We start from the raw sequence: 19681 nt of genomic DNA, 5'->3' as shown, positions 1-19681 counted from the left end.
CAGCTTTACTCAACCCATCCCTTGAACCTAAATTGTAAACTCCAATTATTTTTTTTTCAATAGCCAAACTCAACATTGCGCACAGAGTTGGCATGAAAAGGGGACTAAACATAACATCGTCAAATACTTGAATGAAGCGCTTTTCTTTTAAGTTCAAAAAGAGCCAATCGGTCAAGCTAACACGATCTTCATTCTTACTCTTGCCAAAAAAGTTAGTTCTTATAATTAATGCACCTGCAGAACTAGCAACTAATTCACTTGTGTATTTAGAAAACGCATAATAATTTTTCAAACTTACTTGATCTTCTAAATGAGGGCCTAAACCATCATAAACTTGGTCTGTTGAAATATGTATCAACTGAATGTTTTTTTTAGCACTCTTAATCCAAAGCACTACATTTTCCAGTGTTTTAACATTACATACATAAGCTTCATTGGGAAAGGATTCACACAATTCAACATCTGTCAGTCCAACAAAATTCAGTATTACATCAGGGTTTAGGGCATCCAGCATCTGTGTCGTTTCTTCTAAACTGCTGATATCCGCTTGTGCTTGCATTTCTTCAGATCGGCTATGTCTTATCACTTCCCATCCAGGCAAGTAATCATTATTCAAAAACTCACTACCTAAAAGTCCTTTAGCACCTAGAACTAGTATTTTTTTACTAATAACTATCATTTAATGCTTCTCTATATTTACATACATCAGTTCTGCACGCTTCCAATCATCATAATTATCAATATCGATAACACGCCAATTAGGAATAACTAGTCCAACTCCTTCAGAATGCATCCGTTTCATACCTAACCAAGCATTCTTTTTACCCCAATAAAACTGGCCAGCATCATGATAAGTTACAGGTAGATCTTGGGTTCTGGTTAGCTCATATTCAGGATATAAAAATTCCATTTCTCCTTTTTCAGAACGGAACATGGAACGTTGTATAGGATGAGAAAACTCAGTAACAGGATATACAAAATCAGCACGTTTTTTTTTAATCTCTTCCAAACCAGCAACAAAATCACTTTTTAAAATGAAGGGAGAGCACGGATAAATGCAGCAAAAGAAGTCTGCATGCAATCCCAGCTCATTGCATGCTTGAACTGCGTGGGACATGACCGGAACTGTTGGTGTTGTATCGCTAGCAAGATTATTAGGCCTTTTAAAAGGTACTTCAGCACCATATGAAGCGGCTATATTGGCAATCTCATCATCATCCGTTGACACAATAATATGGTCGAATAACTTGGATTCTTGAGCCACCTTTATTGAATAATAAATCATCGGGCGACCGTGGAAAAACTTAATATTTTTACGAGGTATTCTCTTACTCCCACCACGAGCTGGAATTATCGCTATATTCATAAAAGGCCTCTTAACAACCAATAATGTTTTACAAATAACATTAAACAACTTTTTCCATCAGAAACCAGTTAATATCATCCTGTGGAAACAAAGGATCTTTATGGTAAACAAACCCATAATCAATTAGCTTCAACTCTCCTTCATACTTACTCATAAACTCACCACAAAAGTCTCTTTTAAAAAGACGTCCATAGTGACCTCTATATTCGATTTCAACTGGCACAGGATTATAATATTCTGCAAATACAATATATTTAGACGACGACTTATAAATTTTATCATAAACCGCATCAATATTATCTGGATTTATATGAATCAAAACAGTCTTTAATAATACCAAATCATATACTCTCTCTGGACTCCAGTCCAATATAGATTCATTATATACATTTAAATTTATACCCAACTCATCTCTTAACATAGAGAGCTGACTTACTGCCTTCTTATTTATCTCTATACAATCAAATGATGTGCCCGGCATAATATTATTGATTGCTGAAACATTAAGACCTATATTAGCACCAATTTCCAGCACTGACTTTATACCACTAGTGCCATTTAATACATTTGAAAAAAATGCCGTGTTTGAGGCAACAATTTTTTCATTTGAATTCCTACTAATGTAATCATCTCCAAATCGACCCGCCCAAAAACTCTCTTGATCAGTCTTATACATAAAAGCCTCTATTTAAAAACCATCATTAAGGAAAAAACTTATATAGCTCCAATTTTACCTAGATTTAAATCAATCCAGGCTTGCAGCTCACCGTCAGTCATCCACTCGGCATTATTGTTGCTTGAATAAACGAAACCATCTACAACTTTTTTACCATCTTTAATACGGTTCGCATCTTGATCCCAATTATTGATTTGAGGCAAAATCTTAAAGTGCTCAGGATACTCATAAGTATAATAGGCATCTTCCGAGCTAATCATCTGTTCGTGCAGTTTTTCACCCGGACGAATACCCACTAACTCCTGCTTAGCCTCAGGTGCGATTACTCTTGCTAAATCGGTTACTTTCATGGATGGAATTTTCTTAACGTAGATCTCACCACCTTCCATATCCTCAAATGCATGCCAGACCAGCTCAACGCCTTCTTCCAGTGAAATCATAAAGCGTGTCATACGATCATCGGTAATTGGCAGTACACCTTTATCACGAAGTGACATAAAAAAAGGTATCACCGAGCCACGCGACCCCATGACATTGCCATAGCGCACAACCGAGAAGCGTGTGGGGTTACTCCCCGCATAATGATTGCCTGCAACAAACAGCTTATCTGATGTTAGCTTCGTTGCACCATATAGGTTAATTGGGCTGCTCGCCTTATCCGTAGAAAGCGCAACAACTTTTTTTACTCCTTTATCAATACAAGCGTCAACAAGGTTCATGGCACCAATTACATTAGTCTTGACACACTCGAACGGGTTGTACTCAGCTGTAGGAACAATTTTGGTCGCCGCTGCATGAACAACATAATCAACACCATCTAATGCTCGATAAAGACGATCACGATCTCGCACATCACCAATGAAGAAGCGTACTCGTGGATCGCCTTCAAATTTCTTTGCCATTTCCCACTGTTTCATTTCATCACGTGAAAAAATGATAACTTTTTTCGGATTATAACGTGCCAATAACATAGGAACGAAAGTATGGCCGAAAGAACCAGTACCGCCAGTAATGAGAATATTCGCTTGATCAAACATTATTAGTAGGTCTCAGATATAAATGAAGGAATCTGCATAAACTCATCAGTTGGCTGGTTCAGCACCTGGAAAGGAATGCCAAGGTATTCACACTCCCAGGCAGAGGTGCTAAATGGTGTCAAAATAATCACCTTCTTGGCGCATGCGTATGCATGTGCAATGGATCTCTCTTGAAAATCAACCCTTACCTCAGAAGGTAAAGCACTCAAAAGCCATTTTTCATAATTTTGAGATTGCCCATGCTGTCTACGCAACCTAATTGTAATGTTGCCCAGCTCATTATTTGGTACTTTTTCAATATAACTGCTGATGCTTGCTTCGCTATCCCACTCTTCTATTGTGCCTTTCCAAAGCACTGGCACTGTAGGCTCATGAGGTCCAATAATAAGAACATCTTCACCCTTTTTTGTATAACGTTCGTATTCTGGACGCAAATACTCAATGCGGTGCGGTTTATCTGCAATAGTGTTTTTGAGCGGGTGAGTCCAACCCCATGTGTAAAACCTGTCTGAAAGCCTTGTCTCAATTGCCACACCCAAGTGGCTTTCGAACTCACCATAGGCCCCTCCATGCTGCTGAAGGTAAAGTGGAATACCTTGATCAACTGATAGTGCCGCGACAAGCCTTGCCTGTAGTGTAGAAAGCAATGTCGAGGCAATAAATTCAGGCCGTGTATCGGCCAGACATGTTGTTACAGCTTTTTGATAGCAGGCAAAATCTTCTATGAATTCTTTGGGTAAGGAAAGCGCCAAGGATGACCAGAAGCCAGGGAATTTTTCCGTATTAGTATATACTTTATCTAGGTCAGCGATTTTTTGGCGGAATGTCACGTTCAGTTTTCCGCTTGAAGCTATAGGCGGTAGGGTAACTTGAATCAGGTCTGCATCCTGTTCCTCTTTCCAGAGTTTTTTCCAGTAAGGAAAATTGTGCACCCCCAGGTCAAACGCATACTTGCCTTGGCAAGGCTGTACTTTGGCTTTGATGTGACTCGCCGCTTTTGCCACTATTTCATCGCGTTGTAAGCCTGAATGATTATTTTTCGGCCTTGTTGCCAGAGGCAGCTTGATGTGACCATCAAAGAAAGGTGCTTCATTGCTGATAAGGTCAAATGTCTCGGTGCCAAACAGCATTGTTGTATCAACAGGAAAGCGTTGGAATACTATTCCCGCGTTCTTGGTACTATTCAGTAGAGAGTTGTTCCATCGTGACACATAACCACTCATGAATTTATATGCCAGGAAATAATGCAATACAATATCCCAGAAGCGCTCACTCTGCTCCATGCCGTGGAGTTCACCCAGTAAAGACGTTAATTCCTTTCGGGCTGCTTCATACAACATATCGTGGTTCTTTTTTACTTCATAATAAGAAGGCTCTTGAATGCACTTTTTTTCTAACTGCTGGCTTTCATCAATATTATCGATACTATATTTAGCAATAAAAACAGGTATTGTTTTTTCAGTTACGATCTTGTTGTTTTTAGCACACTCTTTGATGTAGGTAGTGATAATCTTGCGCGCATCGTATAAGGCTTTACCTCTTTTATGTATACTAAAGTCGAGAGCATCCCAATCGAGTACTGGCATTTCTTTTTCTACATCTTGGACAATCGCATCGTGACGTTTTTTGGAGATACCACATTTATGCCAATGGAATTCGCAGTAAAGCTTATCGATGTTGCCAAGAAGCTTTTTCTCAATCAGCCTGTCGAGTATATCGTACTCTGCACCTTCGATATCCATCTTTAGGATAATTCGGTCGTAATGCGGCTCACAATCCTGGATAAAGCGGGCAATATCAACACACTGCGCGGTAATTGTAGGAAACGCCTTATTTTTAACTCTACCGGCATAATCAATTCGCTTGTTCCTAATCAGCGAGCTGCCATCCTCATCCAAGTTGTCTAACGTAAACTTGACCGCATCATCATGAATATATGCTGCTTTCTTGATCAGAAAGGTTGGTGCATCTTTATAGTAATGCCATAGCGTTGGGTTTGGCTCGAAGGTGACACAGTCAAACTCGGGGTTATTCATCATGAATTTAAGCGATGAGCACCCATCATAGCCACCACAGTCAATAAAGAGGCCCTTTTCGCCAGGCTGCAGCGGCTCTTGTGACGCCGCCCGCTGCGTAAAGCTCCGTATTGTGGGGTGCTCTGCAAGAGGTATTTGCTTTTGCCCCTCTCTTTGCGCAGGCACCGAGCTTTCTTCTTCCATTTCTACTAACTGATGCAGCGCTTGAGGAGACGAAACAGGGGCACTCATTTCGCCCTCTACAAACTGCAAATAGTTTTTGGCTTGCAGCTCGCTTACCTGGCTCATCACCTGATAGGCCATGTCGTGGGCATCGAACACAGTATGTAGCAAGAAAACCAGCTTTTGTTTTTGGTTATCATCTAACTGTGTCATTCGCTCCTGCGAGGGCAAGAAAAGCGCGTCTAGACTTTGCAGCTCACTACCAAGCTGTTCATGAGCCTCGCTTTTTTCGGGGAAAAGACTTTGATAGCTAGCATCATTAAATCGATAAAAGCGGAAGCCGTTACAGCTTGCCCAGTGCTGTAACTCGGCAAGGCTTGGCTGATTTTTATGAGTGGGCTGAAACGCCACACGGGCTTGAATCAACAGAGCATCTTTAAGCGCTTTCTCTCCATGTTCAAGTATACTTGAGACATTGCTTAATTCATCTAGTATCAGCCAATCTAAGCTAGGCAAGCCTTCGATGCTATCTAGCGCGACAGTATTAATCGGTAACTGGGTTAATACGTTAGCGCCTTGACGGTGGCGCTCAGGCAAAGACTCTAGGGGCAATAGGGTAAGAGTACTACTTAAAGCAGCATCCAGGCAGGCGTTAAGTTTGCTAGGCTGCCCATCTCCCAAAAGTGCGTGCTGAAAAAGCTGAATATGATCATGGCCTTCATAGGCTTGAGGGTTGCTCACTTCACTCGCCGGATCAAACGCTAATATTGTAAAAGCACTTGTTTTAGCTAATTTATCTGCAGCTCCCGTTTTGATCAACTTGGCGCGGTTATCTAAAACCACCACCTTTCCTTTTAGCTCCCAACTAAAATTACTGGTTGCCGCTTCTAAAGCGTTTGCAACAGAGATAGCGGCTACATTATGCTCTGCCCTAGGTGCTGTATTAGCATCGCTCAGGTCTTCTTGCATAATAGAAGACGGTATGACTGGTTCTGAAACTATCTCGAATGGGACATTTAAACCCGGGTCTTTAGCTCGACCAGCAAGCTTATGCATATGCGCTTTACGCTGCGAAATCGAAAAATCTTTGTTACCCGCTTTTTGCGCTACCAAAGGTGTAAGCGCTTGCACTAAGCGCGCTGTGCTGACATCAATATGGTGCTTTTCTTTGCCAACTTTATAGGCCTTCTCAACATAATCTTGATAAAGCGCTTCATCGTCAAAGAGGTTCACCACTGCATCATAAAGTGGCTGAAGCTCTTCTTCATTCAATATATGTTTGTAGGGTTTTTCATGACATTGCTCAGGAAAGTCTAACAAAATGCCACCGTTCTCAACCAAACCAGCGCTTCCGCCGTGGTTACTCACAATAGCAGGTATGCCATTGAGCATGGCCTCTGCCAGCACTCGCGCACCGCTTTCCCACCATAAACTAGGCGCCACTAACACTCGGGAGCGCTTATATACGGGCAGCATATCGTTAGTATTTTTTGTAACTATAACGTTATTAAGTTGTTCACGTGATTCACCCAGCAATTGAGTCGCTTCTTTTAGTACGGAAGACCAATCGCCACGAGCTTCCACTACTTCCAGTGAAATATCCGGGTGCTCTTTTTCTAGCTTAAGGGCCAGTTGTACAAAAATACTGGCTCCTTTCTCAAAAGTCGGATTTATAAACGTTAAATTTTTACGCTGATGATGCTCGGCGACAAAACATGCAGGGTCAATAAACTTACCAACAGGCTTAGCTAGAAAGCCGACTTTCTCTTGGTATAACTTCGCTGTTTGTTCAGTGTCGGTAAGCACAAGCGCCACATCGCGGCACCAACGAGGTGACATATAATTGCCGTTAACCAAATAGAAAGCAGAAGGAATACTGCGGAACCGTGCTTCATCAGCAATAAGTAGTTCTAATGTTTGCCCCCCATAAAACCAGACAATATCAGGCTTAAAGCTGTCCAGTAGATAGCAGTACTGATTCAGCCATATTTCTTCTTCATGCGCTATCATCTGTGTACGAAATGAATTCTGAGTTACTAAGAGCTGGTGGGTTAGCACCCCGTCATTAACATCAACTATTTTATGGCGGTGTGCAGCGATACTTGGTGCCTTATCCTTTAAAAGACTTCCACCTTTAGGATTATCAAAAATGGTTGCCCCTAGGATTTGAACCTCATAGCCTTGCATCGCCAGCTGTGTCAGCATTTGTCGAACACTCATACTCGCTCCACTGGATGTATCCAGTAAGCAGTAAGGGTTCGCCCACAATATGCGTGGCCTGCGTTTTTGCGAGGTGGCGGGCGCCAATTTCTTTGCCATGCTGAATTCCTATACGTTATTTCTCAGGTTAACACCTTGGTTTTTATGCTACGTGAAAGGCGCTGACCTGAAAACAAAAACCGGCCCCACGAAGAGGCCGGTTCATTTTGCTTAATAATAAAGCAACGTTTATTTTAGGCTTCAGATTAGCCGAGCAGAGAAAGAACGTTCTGCGGCAGCTGGTTGGCCTGGGCCAGTACTGAAGTACCTGCTTGCTGCAGGATCTGTGCGCGAGTCATGTTAGCGACTTCAGTTGCGTAGTCAGCATCTTCGATACGTGAGCGTGCAGCAGAGAGGTTAGTCTCGTTGGTGCTCAAGTTGGTAATGGCAGACTCGAATCGGTTTTGTACGGCACCCAGCTCAGAACGAAGGCTATCTACTTGTGCTAATGCAGCATCCAATGTCGCCATCGGGTCTACAGTAGAATCCCCAGCGGTCGTTTCAGAAGTCGTAATACCCTCATCATTAACGTAAACCGCTGCGCCCACGTTGGCTTCATACTTATCTGCACCCGTTCCACCTGCAACTGTTACCTCGCCAGTATCGGCATTGATGTTGTAGTTGGTTACATATGAAGCGACTGTAGTTAACTCGCCGTCGCCATCCTTATAGGTGCTAGTTGCAGTAGTCGTAGAAGCGCCAAACGCAACACTACCAGTAGCAAGCCCTTGATCAACAGTAGCGACCGTACCTGTTGTTCCAGCATCATTCATTGCGGCTTTTACGTCGGCAGTAGTAACCGTAGTCTCGTAAGTTAAATCAGTGCCGTCTCCATTGTATTCAGAACTACCAACAGACAAGGTAGAACCAGCATTTGTCGCTGTTGCATCCAATAGGTTTTCGATGGTTGCAGCAGTACCACCAGAACCCAGGTTGTTGGTAAGCTCGCCGTTACTTGAGATATAAGCAGCCTGTCCATTTAAGGTGATATCGCCCGTTGAGGTGATTTCAAACTCAGCAACATCATCGCCAGCCAGCTTATAAGTGCCTGTCGTTGTACCGCTAGTGGGGGTGAGCTTAGCACCCTCTGCCACAATGGCTGAACCAGTAGCACCGCCACTACCATCAACTGTTTCAGTAACGGTAAAGTTACCTGCAGCCGCATCATACGTATAGGTTCCAGAGCCAGCACCACCCGATACTTTCACTGTGTTGCCGTCTGCCATGGTAGCAAGCACGTCGTCAAACGTTGCATCGTCGTGAGTAGTAGTAACTTTATAAAGGCCTGCCGTGCCACCACTGGCCACGCCACCCGCAGCAACGACATCAGTTACTGTTGCTTTTTCGTTCTGAGTTTCACCACTGCCGTTAACGTTAAAACCGTTCAGGCCTAGGGTGCTAGAACTAATCTGTTGCAGGTTGACTGAAATAGTTTGGCCGTCGTCTGCACCCACCTGAATTTTCAGACCGTTGTCGCTAGATAGTACTTTAGTTCCGTTGAAATCGGTCTCTTCAGAGATGCGATCAATTTCAGAAAGGCGTTGGTTGATTTCGTCCTGAATGGAGTCAAGGTCAGACTGGCTATTAGTGCCGTTTGTCGCCTGAACGGCCAATTCACGAACACGCTGCAAGTTGTCGTTTACTTGGTTCAAACCACCTTCAGCGGTCTGTGCGATGGAGATACCATCGTTGGCGTTACGCTGTGCCTGACCAAGGCCGGTGATTTGTGCGCTGAAACGGTTGGCAATGGCTTGGCCAGCGGCATCGTCTTTAGCACTGTTGATGCGAAGACCAGAGCTCAAACGCTCCATAGAGGTTTGCAGGCTATTCTGCGATTCACGCAGGTTCTGCTGGCCGATCATCGACGTGATGTTGGTATTGATCACTGACATGGTGTGATACTCCTTGCTTTGGACACTGGCCTTGAAGGCCCGCTTTTCGGCCACTGTTTGTGCCGTTATATTAATTAACGGCGCAGCGAGGGGAATCTTTAGGGGAAGTCGTAAAAAAAGATGTAAAAGTAGGTAACTGAAAGGTGGGAGTTTTCATGCTTGGGCCAGGAGGCCCCGAGAGGTTGAGATTGCTTCGCTGTGCTCGCAATGACATACCCGCTTCTTGATACAGTTTCGTTGTGGTTCCAAAGCAAAAGCAGCGCCAAGCGCTGCTTTTGTCGTGATCAAACGCTAGTTATCGATGCAACACTACTTTTTACGCCCTAGCTGGGCATCAAGCGCATCAAATTGTTGGGTTAGATAAGAGCTCATGCTGTTCATTTGCGCAACCATCACATCCAACTGACTAAACTGACTGCGGTAGCGTGAGATGGTGCTTTCAATGCTTTTTTCCATACGCGCATAGCGAGTATCTAGGCTTTTCACCTGGTTTTCAGCACCGCTGATGGCTCCCTTAATGACGCCGTTGCTACCAAGCATCTGCCCGATGGATGTTTCAAGCTTGCCAGCTAGGCCACTCTTTGTGCCCTCACCAGCAAAAAAGGCGCTAAGCGCTTGGGGGTTGTTCGCTACTAGATCACTAAGCTTGGCGTCATCGGTTTTTAACGTTCCGTCACGCTGAAGCGTGATCCCCAATTGGCTCAAAGTGGATAGCTCGCCTCCTTCCACACCCCCGGTTAACGCGCTGCGTAAGCGTGACTCAATGGTACGCACGGCACTGTCGCCTAATAGCACCGCTGCACTGCCACTTTCGCTGTCGAACGCGGTTAGTTTACCCACCGTGCCTTTTAAATCATTGAACGCTTTTACGAAGCCGTTAATCGCTTCGCGCTGTTTTAGCGTGTCGCGTTCGATGTTGACCGTGCTAGAAGCGGTTTCGCCCTCTTCAATACTGAGCTCAGCAAGGTTGAGCGTTACGCCTTGAATGGCGCCTTCAATTTGGTTCTTGGCGCTGCTAATCGCTATACCATTAACTGTTAACGCCGCATCCTGCCCTTGTTGCTTGGCCCCGGCTTCTGTTGCTTCACCGAATGGGCCGGTGACGACAGCATCGGCTGCATCTACAAAGCTAAAACTGTCGATAGAGGCTTCAACACCGGTTGCTTTGGAGCTTAGCGCCAGGCGGTAGCCTTCACCATCATTGATAATAGTGGCATTAACACCGGAATTTTTATCAGCATTGATTGCGTCACGAATACTATTTAGCGTGCTATCGGCTGCGATAGCGATATCGACTGAGTCGCCACTGCCAAAGGTGAGCTTGAGCGAGGTGGCACCTTGTAAATCGAGCGCCTGATCTTTTTCGTCTACACGCCCTGAAGCAAGCGTACCAGATGTTGCCAACTGACTGACTTCTACTCGGTAGCTACCTGGCAATGCACTCGCGGTTGTCGTGGCGGTAATACCATCGCCGCGCACATTGGCAGAAAGGCTTTGGTAGAGCTTGGGGTCATTGATTTTCGCGACAGCATCTTGGAACGCATCGAGAGAGGTTTGCAGTTGGCCGTAGGCAGAAATTTTGGCTTCTTGCTGCTTTTTTTGAAGCGTAATGGGGGCAAGCTTGCCACGCTCCGCGTCCTGAAGTTGATCCAACAGGCCGGTCAGGTCGAGTCCCGAGCCAACGCCAAGAGAGGTTATTGTCGCCATACTGGATGTTCCTCAGTGAAAAGGCTAAACCAAAAACATTACGCGCATCGGTTGCGCAAGAAAGTTTGATAGTTAACTTATCGACTAAACAGAGGGCAACTTTAGCGCTTTTTCTTTCGTTAACTGGGCTATTTTGTTTTTATCAACAAAAACGCCTGCTTAGCGCAGGCGTCAGATACGTCAATTTCTAGTTGCCGTATCAGTTACGGCCAAGCTGGGCATCCAGGGCATCAAATTGCTGGGTGAGATAGCTGCTGGTTTGGTTCATTTGCGCAATCATGCCATCCAACTGACCAAACTGGGCACGGTAACGAGACATTGTTTGCTCAATTGACTGTTCCATGCTGGTATAACGCTCTACAAGCGATGCTTTGAGACTTTCCGCCCCGCTAATCGCTCCTTTCACTCGGCCGTTAGGGCTAATCAATTGTTCGACTGCTGTATTAATTTGCCCCGCCATACCCGCTTCATCTGTATCGCCTGCGAAGAAGGTTGCAAGTGCGCCTTGATCATTAGCAATGGCATCATCAAGCTTGTCTTGATCAATCTCAAGCTTGCTGTACCCGAGCCCGCCATCGTACTTTTGTGAAATACCGATATCACTAAGGATGGAGAGCTCCCCCTCAACAGCCCCACCCAACACGCCACGCAAGCGCGATTCGACGGTGCGTACAACGCTATCGCCCAATAGCTCACCGGCCTCGCCAGTTTCGGAGTTGAAGCTGGTTAGATCACCAATCTTATCTTTAAGATCGTTATAGGCATTCACGAAACCCGTTACAGCTTCACGAACTTTTAGCGTATCTTGCTCTACTTTAACAGTGCTCTCGCCCTCTTCTTGAAGGTTCAGCGTTACACCCTGAATAGCGCCCTCCACCTGATTAGTGGGGCTGGTAATGGCGATGCCGTTAACGGTAAGCGCTGCATCAGTACCGCTTTGCAGCGTATTGGTGGTATCTGCAGCAAAAGGGGCAGCACCGTCAAAACTGAAGTTATCAATTGAAGCATCTGCACCGGTTTCGCTAGAACTTAATGCTAGACGAAAATTGCTGCCGTCATTCACGATAGTGGCATTAACGCCCGAATCTTCAGTGGCGTTAATGGTATCGCGAATATCCTCTAAGCTACTATCAGCCGTGATTGATATCTCTTTGGTGGAGCCATCAGCAAAGCTTAAGGTTAGTATTTGATCCGCCACCGTGATGGCTTCGTCTGATGTCGCCACCCCGTCTGAAGCAAGTGTGCCGCGAGTGGCTAGAGTATCTACAGTAACGTTATAGCTACCTGGCTGCGCTTCCGCATCAGCAGCGGCGGTAATGGCTGAACCACCCACGTTAGTGGAGAGACTTTCGTAAAGAGCACTGTCATTCAGCGCATCAGCGGCCGTTTGAAACTGCGAAAGGGCGCTCTGAAGCTGCCCATAGGCGGAAATCTTGGTCTGCTGGATTTCCTGGCGCTCCTTAATCGGCACAAGCTTCTCTTCCTCAGCCTCTTTCAACTGATCTAATAAACCGTTGAGATCCAAGCCTGAACCGATGCCGAGCGATGTAATGGAAGCCATACTTTACCGTCCTCTTTTATAACGTCATCACGCTGTTGCTCATTCTGCTCGTGAAGAAATTTATCATCCTAGTAGTTAATAACTATCGACCATCTAAAATTAAACTTAAACTTTTTTTTCGCTCACCAGCTAATCGTGGCTCTTTCGCCCTACCCCTATATACCACAGCCCCGCCTCTTCAACGGCACTTGGGGTATACAAATTACGCCCATCAATAACGACTTTGTCTGCTAACTGATCAGCTAACCAATCAAAATCGACACTGCGAAACTCTTTCCACTCGGTGCAGATAACCAAGGCATCAGCGCCTTTCACGGCCTGAATGCGGTCGCCTGCTAGCATGAGATCATCACGCTCGCCGTAAATGCGACGACACTCCGCCATGGCTTCGGGATCAAAGGCTTGCACCTTAGCACCCGCTTGCCAGAGTGCTTCCATTAACGTGCGGCTTGGCGCTTCGCGCATATCGTCTGTGCTGGGTTTAAAGGCCAAGCCCCATACGGCAATGGTTTTACCGCTTAGATTGCCTAAGTTATCTTGCAGTTTTGTGAACAGGGTCTGTTTCTGGCGCAAATTAACCGCCTCGACAGCGCTAAGCAGTTCTGGCGTATAGCCTAACTGACGCGCGGCACGCTCTAACGCCTGGACGTCTTTGGGGAAACAGGAGCCGCCGTAGCCACAGCCAGGGTAGATAAAGTGGTACCCAATGCGTGGGTCGCTGCCAATTCCCCGGCGAACATCTTCAATGTCCACATCAAGCCGTTCGGCAAGATTGGCGATCTCGTTCATAAAGCTTATTTTAGTGGCGAGCATGGCGTTGGCAGCGTACTTGGTCAGCTCGGCGGCACGCACGCTCATAAACATCAACTTTTCGTGGTTGCGATTGTAGGGGGCGTAGCACTCTTGCATATGCGCTTTTACCCGTTCGCTTTCCGTGCCGACGATGATGCGCGCGCCACGGGTAAAGTCATCTATCGCCGCCCCTTCCTTCATAAACTCAGGGTTCGAACACACATCGAACGCGAGCGATACACCTCGCTGTTCGAGCACATCGCTGATAACGGCGTGGACTTTTTCCGCGGTGCCCACCGGCACGGTAGATTTATCAATCACCAGCTTATAGCTATCCATATGCTGGCCGATGGTGCGCGCCACCTCTAGCACATAGCGCAAGTCGGCACTGCCATCTTCGTCGGGCGGCGTTCCCACGGCGATAAACAGTAGTTCGCCATCGGCAACAGCCCGGGCGGCGTCAGTAGTAAAGCGTAAACGGCCAGTTGCCACGTTGTGGGCAACGATAGTGCTTAGCCCTGGCTCAAATATCGGCACCTCTCCGCCATTAAGCTGATCAATTCGCTCAGCGTTAACATCCGTACAGGTGACTTGATGACCAACATCGGCTAAACAAGCACCTGCAACAAGGCCGACATAACCGGTTCCGAATACACTGATATGCATGACTTATTAACTCGCTAAAATACGTGGTAGCGAGCGTAGCACATTGACCTACCGTTGATGAGTTCAATAGTGGGAGATTCTCTCTAAACTATAGACCTTGGTCTAACATCGACTTTGGTTTATAATGCGCTGCAACAAGCCCGACTTGGTGCTGACCGCAGGAGAACATGCTATGACTCCGAGACTTATGACTTCAGAACCTACGCCTCCAGAACTGACGAAAGAACGCTCTACTCCATCGTCTTATGGGCCATCGACCACCGCAAACGTTCAACGTAGCCTTCGCCAGTGTTTATCGATTGCCGCTGAGCTGCTGTACGATCATGGTCATGTACTTGAAACCATTACCCTTCCCCAGCGCGGCTTAGCCCGCCGCGAGTTGTCGGCACTTAGTTCTGCCACGCCCACCTGGGCAACCTGCCAACAGGTGATGGAAGCCAGTGAGGCAGCAACCTTTAATGAGTATGGCCGTTTTGTATTAACCTGCCTTGGCCGCGAATTGATGTTTGATATGTTTGGCCAAGGGGCCGCTGACTGCGCCTAATCCCTCTGCCACCAAGCACTGCTGCCCTAAACAGCTGATCAAAAAAAACGCCCATAAGCGAAAGCTTTGGGCGTTTTTTGCTTGGTCTTATGTTCTTCAGGCTCGTTTTTAAAGCCTGACCCTATAAGACCTAGTTCTATGTAGCTTAGCGCAGGCCGAGCATTGACAGAATGAACAGCACAACCACGATAAGGCCAATAATGTAGATAATATTACGCATAGGGCACTCCTTGCTTATTGCGTTTTAGGGAAATCAAAGGCTTGCTTACCCATTAGCCAACACCTCCAGCCTAGCAGGCTTTTCCTGCTTTTGCGTAATGTCGCTGCATTTCCCTCTTAGAAAGTGGCTGGATTAGCGTGGCCGCATTGATAGCGTTATCCGAGGCGCTGGCGGTTCTCATCGAATGCTCGCTGAATCATTTTCTGCTGCTTGGCATCGATTTCTAATTCACGGCAAAGGGACGACCATTCGGAAAGAGCATCAAGGGTTTGCTCAATATAGAGATCCGGGTTTAAGTAGCTGAAGGAAGCACAAACCTGATTGAGCTTTTTACGGGTAGCCAGGCCTGCCCCACTGAAAGATGTTGTATGCTCATCTGCGTAGCCCCGGACAGGGGCATAAGTCAGGTCATAAGCCGGCGCTAGTGTCCATCGACCTTGGTCATACAAAAAAGCAAAGTTCTTAGCGTGGTCATCGTGATTATGGGTAAGGGCGTTGAACACCATCAACCTCGCCATGCGTTCAACGTCTTCTGCGTGGCGGGTAAAAGCGTTGGTTGCTTTGAGCAGATCTGAATAGTCCAGCGATGGAGCGCTGTAATCGGCATAAAGAATGCCGCTAGCGGTCATCATATGGATTTTGCGATTACCGTCACGATCAAAACGCTGAGTAGAAAAGAATCGCTCGGTTTCCGCTGAGGAGTTGATCTCAATCAGATTGCTCGCGGCCATTTTCACCCCTGCACGCTCTGCCAACACCGAGTAGGCGTATTCGATGGCGCCGGTGTCGCGATGCTCGGTTGGCGCACGGAATTTCACTAGCCAATGTTGATAACCCGCAGGAAGTTCCTGAAAAGATGTACTGCACTGCTTACCATCAGAAGATAATGCAACGATCACCTTGGGTCGGGCACCTGCCGGGGAACCACCGGCCAGGCGCAGAGCATCAAGAGTGGCCGCGGTTTCACCTTCGTAGACAGCGTTTGCTGCCTGATAGAGTTGGGCTAGGTCAATATTATCTTCGTCAGTGGTACGCTCAATAACGGGACGATACTCCAGTGCTCCCATTCCCCTGTCGGCCATATAAGCCAGCCGATTAAGAGGAGAAATATCTCTCCGGTCTTTCCCATGCTCGGTCAGGAAATAGCGATCCATGAGCAGCATTCCCCAGCCATCAGGCAGCGAGTCAGCAAATGCTCCTGGTAGACCAGCAAAAAGAAGTGGATCCGGCGCCTTCTGTGGTTGGGTAGTAAAATCCATGTTCAGAGGCGACAAATTGAAGCCTTCCGCCACCCAATGGGGGTGGTAGGCAAAGTAGATGCCCTGCCGGCTAGCGACCAGTTCCCCCACAGGATTACCTGCTAACAGTACCTCTACTGTATTGATACGCTTCATTTTCGCCCCCGGACACGCCCTACCTGCTTGATCTCTTCAAGTGAGATGGGGTGCTCATGCTTGAAGAGCTCGGCAATTTCGCGTGTGGCACCCAGCGCTGTGGCAATGAGCACTAGGCCATCGAGAGTTATTTGCCCACTGGATTCGAATCGTTTAATGGTGGACTCGGAAACACCCGCCATCTGCGCCAAGGTTTTACGGGAAAGGTTCTGCGCCAGTCGCGCTTCTCGTGCATTGGCACCGACCTGCTGGGACAGTTCGCCAGGGGCAAGTAGAGAGTGCGTCAGGGCCATAGAAACCTCTAAATAATGGCTCATTTATAATCCATTATACACTAAAAATGATTATAAAATATCAAATGTGATCCTTTAAGGCACTTGGTTCCAGGCTCAGAAAGTACTACCTAGCCTTACTTCTAGCGGTTATTTGCTGTGGAACCTCTGCGACTTCTAAACCTCGAACCGTTGCCACTTATACCGAAGGTGTTGCGATGCGCGCTACTGCTTTGCTTGTTTCGTTTGCTGTTACTTCGTTGTTACCCACCGCCTATGCAGCCGCTAATGAACCTTCTGCAAACACACTCCAGACGCTAGACCGGCAAACCCGCCAGCTAAACCGCGTGCACAGCGTGGTAGTGGCCTATGACGGTGAGATTATCCACGAGCTTCACCAAGGTGGGCCGGGGGTGGCGTCGCCTACCAATATTAAATCGCTGTCCAAAACGGTGCTGGCTGCCATTACGGGTGCGGCGATTGAAGCGGGCATCATTGCATCCGCTGAACAGCCTATGGTGGCGCTGTTTGGCGAGCATCTACCGCGCGGTATTGATCCGCAAGTTGGGGATATCACCGTGGCGCACCTGCTCGCCCAGCAGGCTGGGCTTGAGCGCACTTCTGGCAGCAACTATGGCGCCTGGGTGACCAGCGCCAACTGGGTGAACGATGCGATGACGCGCCCATTCGTGGATGAGCCGGGTGGGCAGATGCTCTATTCCACCGGCACCAGCCATCTACTTTCCGCCGCGCTCACCCACGCCAGCGGTGAAACGACCCATGCCCTTGCCCAGCGCCTATTAGGTGATCCGCTCAATATCACCATTCGTCCCTGGCTACGCGACCCCCAAGGGATCTACTTTGGCGGCAATGATATGCAGCTCTCGCCGCGAGCACTGATAGAGGTGGGTGAACTGTATCGAAATGATGGCATCGTGGTTAATGGGGCAGGAGACGAGCAGCGCGTTCTGCCGGAGGGTTGGGTAGAAGAATCATGGCAGCCGCGCGGTACATCGCGCTGGACTGGCGACGGATACGGCTATGGTTGGTTTATTACGCAGTTGGCAGGCGAAGACGTGTACTACGGGCGTGGCTATGGCGGTCAGGCGCTTTACGTTATTCCAGAACGTGAGATGACTGTAGTGATCACCTCAGACCCTAACCCACCCTCGCCGGGCGGGCAGTTCCAGCAGCGGTTAAACAGGCTGGTAGAAGGTTTGTTAGCTGAAAATGATGAGTAGCACAGCCAGGTCGCGGGTGCGCTTACTCGCCTTTGTGGCCTAGGCTCATCAGGTAGAGCGCGGCTGCCAGTGCCAGCACTGAAAGCGCTAAGTAGATAGCTTCCAGGGGCGTGGCAAAACGGATATCCACCACGGCGCGGAAAAACTCAATGATCACCGCTAGAATCACCACCCGGGCGATTTTATCTTTCAGTTGGTCTAATGAAGCGACGTTAAACGGGTGGCGCAGATTACTCGCTTCGGCTTGGTCAATACGGGAGACAAACAGTCGGTAAACACCTAAGCCGAAAATCAGCAATACGATGGCAATCAGATAGATGTCCACCGCAATGATGATATCGGGCACCAGGCTGTCGTGAATGTCCTGGGTGCCACCCAATAGGTAGTAACCCATCACGTCGGCGACTACCTTGAAAATATCCACGGTACCGACGATAAACAGCATCAATGAACCCAATAAGCTGGGCACGACCGCCAGCATGACCAAAAAGCGCGAATTCCACAGCGCTGTTTCAATGCGTCGCTCCCAGCGATTCTGGCTCTCGGGGGGGTTAGGCGGCGGCGTTGAAACCGGATCAGTCATGGCATACTCCTGTTGTTATATAAAAGTTGTTATATAACGCTGCTATATCAGACTCATCGTGATCAATACACAGGTGGCGACGAACAGCACGAACCCCAGCAGTAGCACGATACCATCACGGGCAACCAAGCCTAACCCCAGCAGGGTAAGCGCAAGCCCCGCTCCGTTGGCCGAAAAGGGAATAAACTCCATCGGCGGCATGGCCAAGGCAATCAATAAGCACATCAAGGCAGTTACCCGGATACCGATGTAGCCCGTCAGCCAAGGTAATCGCACCCGCAATAGTCCATCTATCCAGCGGGCAGGCTTTTTCATCAGCTGAATGCCTTTATCAAACTTTTGACGGGAGAGAGAGCGTTTTAGCAACCAACGGGGCAGCCAAAACGCCTCACTTCCCGCTAGTAACTGTACGGAAACCAGCAATACCAATGCGGCCATTAAGGTCGGCATGCCGGGTATATCGCCAATGATCGGGGTGAGCGTAATCAGCCCGGCAACCAGCAGCAGCGGCCCAAACGAGCGCCGCCCAACGGCGTGAACAACATCGTCAACGCTGACCCGCGAAGCATCCTGCTCCATACGCTCAATCGAGCTAATTAGATCCATTAAATTCGAGTCTTCGTTGCGGTTATGCATCGGGTTTATTGCGCTCCTCTACGTGCAGTTTGGTACGGATAAAATCGCTATGGCTAACATACAGTAAATCCGCCAAGCGACGAATACGGTGCTCTTCAAGCGGGTCAACGCTGCCATCGGCCCAGGCCAGCTGCCACATTTGCGCGACCAGCTCACAGCGCTGGTCATAGTTATAGTGCTCTTTGATCAGGCTAACAAACTGGTAATGATCGACGGCCTCATCCACTTCTGTTTGTGCCAACGTCATCAGCTCTTCCACATCGCTAGCGCTGAGCTGGTAGCGCTCGGTCAGCATAAGGCGCAGCGCGGCAAGCTCTTCATCGGTGGTGTCATAATCGGCGCGGACGATTTCACACAGCAGTGCTGCGGTGGCCAGTTCCAGGGTAAGCGTTTGATTTTCGCGCTGCTCGGGTTGCGCCAGCGAGCGCTGGAAGAAATCACTAATGGCGTTCAGCATTTTACTCTCCATTTATAGCTACCGACTTCTGACCGTACTTAAGCCTTGAAGTGCATTCATAGATACTTGGTAACTATTAAGTACGAGTTGCGGAAGCGCTTAGGGCATACCCAAATGAGTATCACTGAGTGAAAAACCATTATTAAGCGGAATCGAGTAGGAAGGGGAGTCGCCTCCCCT

The 19681-nt window shown here is 47.7% G+C and carries 16 protein-coding genes and 1 pseudogene; 2 read left to right on the top strand and 15 right to left on the bottom strand.

The genetic code is table 11. The features are described from left to right. The 10 genes and pseudogenes from K7H09_RS20615 to K7H09_RS20575 all read right to left on the bottom strand — a co-directional run. Positions 1–679 (bottom strand): sugar nucleotide-binding protein (locus tag K7H09_RS20615; protein ID WP_230805816.1); only part of this gene is annotated, 679 nt, incomplete at its 3' end. After that, entirely contained in the window at positions 680–1366 is a 687-nt protein-coding gene (gene pseF / locus K7H09_RS20610; RefSeq protein ID WP_230805814.1) for a pseudaminic acid cytidylyltransferase, read from the bottom strand. Positions 1367–1406: 40 nt separating this feature from the next. After that, a complete protein-coding gene (locus tag K7H09_RS20605) occupies positions 1407–2042 on the bottom strand; it encodes a pseudaminic acid biosynthesis-associated methylase (protein ID WP_230805812.1) in 636 nt (211 codons plus the stop codon). 38 nt (positions 2043–2080) lie between these two features. Beyond that, entirely contained in the window at positions 2081–3079 is a 999-nt protein-coding gene (gene pseB / locus K7H09_RS20600; RefSeq protein WP_230805810.1) for a UDP-N-acetylglucosamine 4,6-dehydratase (inverting), read from the bottom strand. A gap of 2 nt (positions 3080–3081) precedes the next feature. Continuing rightward, complete coding sequence (locus K7H09_RS20595) at positions 3082–7497, bottom strand: FkbM family methyltransferase (RefSeq protein WP_230805808.1); 4416 nt, start codon at positions 7495–7497, stop codon at positions 3082–3084. 245 nt (positions 7498–7742) lie between these two features. Beyond that, entirely contained in the window at positions 7743–8762 is a 1020-nt protein-coding gene (locus tag K7H09_RS24655) for a flagellin (RefSeq protein ID WP_442908128.1), read from the bottom strand. Positions 8763–9068: 306 nt separating this feature from the next. Continuing rightward, positions 9069–9398 (bottom strand): annotated as a pseudogene (locus tag K7H09_RS24650) (flagellin N-terminal helical domain-containing protein); the annotation flags it as partial. Positions 9399–9737: 339 nt separating this feature from the next. Next, positions 9738–11135 (bottom strand): flagellar filament capping protein FliD, encoded by a 1398-nt coding sequence (fliD, locus tag K7H09_RS20585; RefSeq protein WP_230805804.1) that lies wholly within the window; start codon positions 11133–11135, stop codon positions 9738–9740. 199 nt (positions 11136–11334) lie between these two features. Beyond that, positions 11335–12696 carry a flagellar filament capping protein FliD gene (gene fliD / locus K7H09_RS20580; RefSeq protein WP_230805802.1) on the bottom strand — a complete coding sequence of 454 codons (1362 nt, stop codon included), beginning with the start codon at positions 12694–12696 and terminating at the stop codon, positions 11335–11337. Positions 12697–12825: 129 nt separating this feature from the next. Beyond that, positions 12826–14154, bottom strand: a complete 1329-nt coding sequence (locus tag K7H09_RS20575) for a UDP-glucose dehydrogenase family protein (RefSeq protein WP_230805799.1) — start codon at positions 14152–14154, stop codon at positions 12826–12828. A gap of 172 nt (positions 14155–14326) precedes the next feature. Between K7H09_RS20575 and K7H09_RS20570 the strand changes: the two genes are divergently transcribed. Next, complete coding sequence (locus K7H09_RS20570; protein ID WP_022521962.1) at positions 14327–14698, top strand: hypothetical protein; 372 nt, start codon at positions 14327–14329, stop codon at positions 14696–14698. A gap of 375 nt (positions 14699–15073) precedes the next feature. Here the strand turns inward: K7H09_RS20570 and K7H09_RS20565 are convergent, their stop codons facing one another. After that, complete coding sequence (locus tag K7H09_RS20565; RefSeq protein ID WP_230805797.1) at positions 15074–16312, bottom strand: type II toxin-antitoxin system HipA family toxin; 1239 nt, start codon at positions 16310–16312, stop codon at positions 15074–15076. Beyond that, positions 16309–16629, bottom strand: a complete 321-nt coding sequence (locus tag K7H09_RS20560; RefSeq protein WP_230805795.1) for a helix-turn-helix domain-containing protein — start codon at positions 16627–16629, stop codon at positions 16309–16311. Before K7H09_RS20560 ends, K7H09_RS20565 begins: the two co-directional genes overlap by 4 nt. Positions 16630–16802: 173 nt before the next feature. Here K7H09_RS20560 and K7H09_RS20555 point away from each other — a divergent pair, with 173 nt between their 5' ends. Then, complete coding sequence (locus tag K7H09_RS20555; protein WP_230805793.1) at positions 16803–17825, top strand: serine hydrolase domain-containing protein; 1023 nt, start codon at positions 16803–16805, stop codon at positions 17823–17825. Between the two features lie 22 nt (positions 17826–17847). Here the strand turns inward: K7H09_RS20555 and K7H09_RS20550 are convergent, their stop codons facing one another. Genes K7H09_RS20550 through K7H09_RS20540 form a run of 3 tightly spaced genes read right to left on the bottom strand, consistent with a single transcriptional unit; the run spans position 17848 to position 19501 of the window. Then, positions 17848–18408 carry a YqhA family protein gene (locus K7H09_RS20550; protein ID WP_009287524.1) on the bottom strand — a complete coding sequence of 187 codons (561 nt, stop codon included), beginning with the start codon at positions 18406–18408 and terminating at the stop codon, positions 17848–17850. Between the two features lie 42 nt (positions 18409–18450). Next, positions 18451–19044 carry an exopolysaccharide biosynthesis protein gene (locus K7H09_RS20545; RefSeq protein ID WP_009287523.1) on the bottom strand — a complete coding sequence of 198 codons (594 nt, stop codon included), beginning with the start codon at positions 19042–19044 and terminating at the stop codon, positions 18451–18453. Further along, positions 19037–19501, bottom strand: a complete 465-nt coding sequence (locus tag K7H09_RS20540; RefSeq protein ID WP_138799404.1) for a tellurite resistance TerB family protein — start codon at positions 19499–19501, stop codon at positions 19037–19039. Before K7H09_RS20540 ends, K7H09_RS20545 begins: the two co-directional genes overlap by 8 nt. Positions 19502–19681: the final 180 nt, after the last annotated feature.

The organism is Halomonas sp. IOP_14 (assembly GCF_021021315.1).
GTDB classification, from domain to species: Bacteria; Pseudomonadota; Gammaproteobacteria; order Pseudomonadales; family Halomonadaceae; genus Vreelandella; species Vreelandella titanicae.
Note: the sequence above shows the minus strand (reverse complement) of the source record. Positions and strands in the feature narration are given on the sequence as shown.

What these genes read in the sequence shown, in the direction of transcription:
- pseF (WP_230805814.1), bottom strand. Translation starts at nt 1,366, where the DNA reads ATGAATATAGCGATAATTCCAGCTCGTGGTGGGAGTAAGAGAATACCT.
- K7H09_RS20605 (WP_230805812.1), bottom strand. Translation starts at nt 2,042, where the DNA reads ATGTATAAGACTGATCAAGAGAGTTTTTGGGCGGGTCGATTTGGAGAT.
- pseB (WP_230805810.1), bottom strand. Translation starts at nt 3,079, where the DNA reads ATGTTTGATCAAGCGAATATTCTCATTACTGGCGGTACTGGTTCTTTC.
- K7H09_RS20595 (WP_230805808.1), bottom strand. Translation starts at nt 7,497, where the DNA reads ATGAGTGTTCGACAAATGCTGACACAGCTGGCGATGCAAGGCTATGAG.
- K7H09_RS24655 (WP_442908128.1), bottom strand. Translation starts at nt 8,762, where the DNA reads ATGGCAGACGGCAACACAGTGAAAGTATCGGGTGGTGCTGGCTCTGGA.
- fliD (WP_230805804.1), bottom strand. Translation starts at nt 11,135, where the DNA reads ATGGCGACAATAACCTCTCTTGGCGTTGGCTCGGGACTCGACCTGACC.
- fliD (WP_230805802.1), bottom strand. Translation starts at nt 12,696, where the DNA reads ATGGCTTCCATTACATCGCTCGGCATCGGTTCAGGCTTGGATCTCAAC.
- K7H09_RS20575 (WP_230805799.1), bottom strand. Translation starts at nt 14,154, where the DNA reads ATGCATATCAGTGTATTCGGAACCGGTTATGTCGGCCTTGTTGCAGGT.
- K7H09_RS20570 (WP_022521962.1), top strand. Translation starts at nt 14,327, where the DNA reads ATGACTCCGAGACTTATGACTTCAGAACCTACGCCTCCAGAACTGACG.
- K7H09_RS20565 (WP_230805797.1), bottom strand. Translation starts at nt 16,312, where the DNA reads ATGAAGCGTATCAATACAGTAGAGGTACTGTTAGCAGGTAATCCTGTG.
- K7H09_RS20560 (WP_230805795.1), bottom strand. Translation starts at nt 16,629, where the DNA reads ATGAGCCATTATTTAGAGGTTTCTATGGCCCTGACGCACTCTCTACTT.
- K7H09_RS20555 (WP_230805793.1), top strand. Translation starts at nt 16,803, where the DNA reads ATGCGCGCTACTGCTTTGCTTGTTTCGTTTGCTGTTACTTCGTTGTTA.
- K7H09_RS20550 (WP_009287524.1), bottom strand. Translation starts at nt 18,408, where the DNA reads ATGACTGATCCGGTTTCAACGCCGCCGCCTAACCCCCCCGAGAGCCAG.
- K7H09_RS20545 (WP_009287523.1), bottom strand. Translation starts at nt 19,044, where the DNA reads ATGCATAACCGCAACGAAGACTCGAATTTAATGGATCTAATTAGCTCG.
- K7H09_RS20540 (WP_138799404.1), bottom strand. Translation starts at nt 19,501, where the DNA reads ATGCTGAACGCCATTAGTGATTTCTTCCAGCGCTCGCTGGCGCAACCC.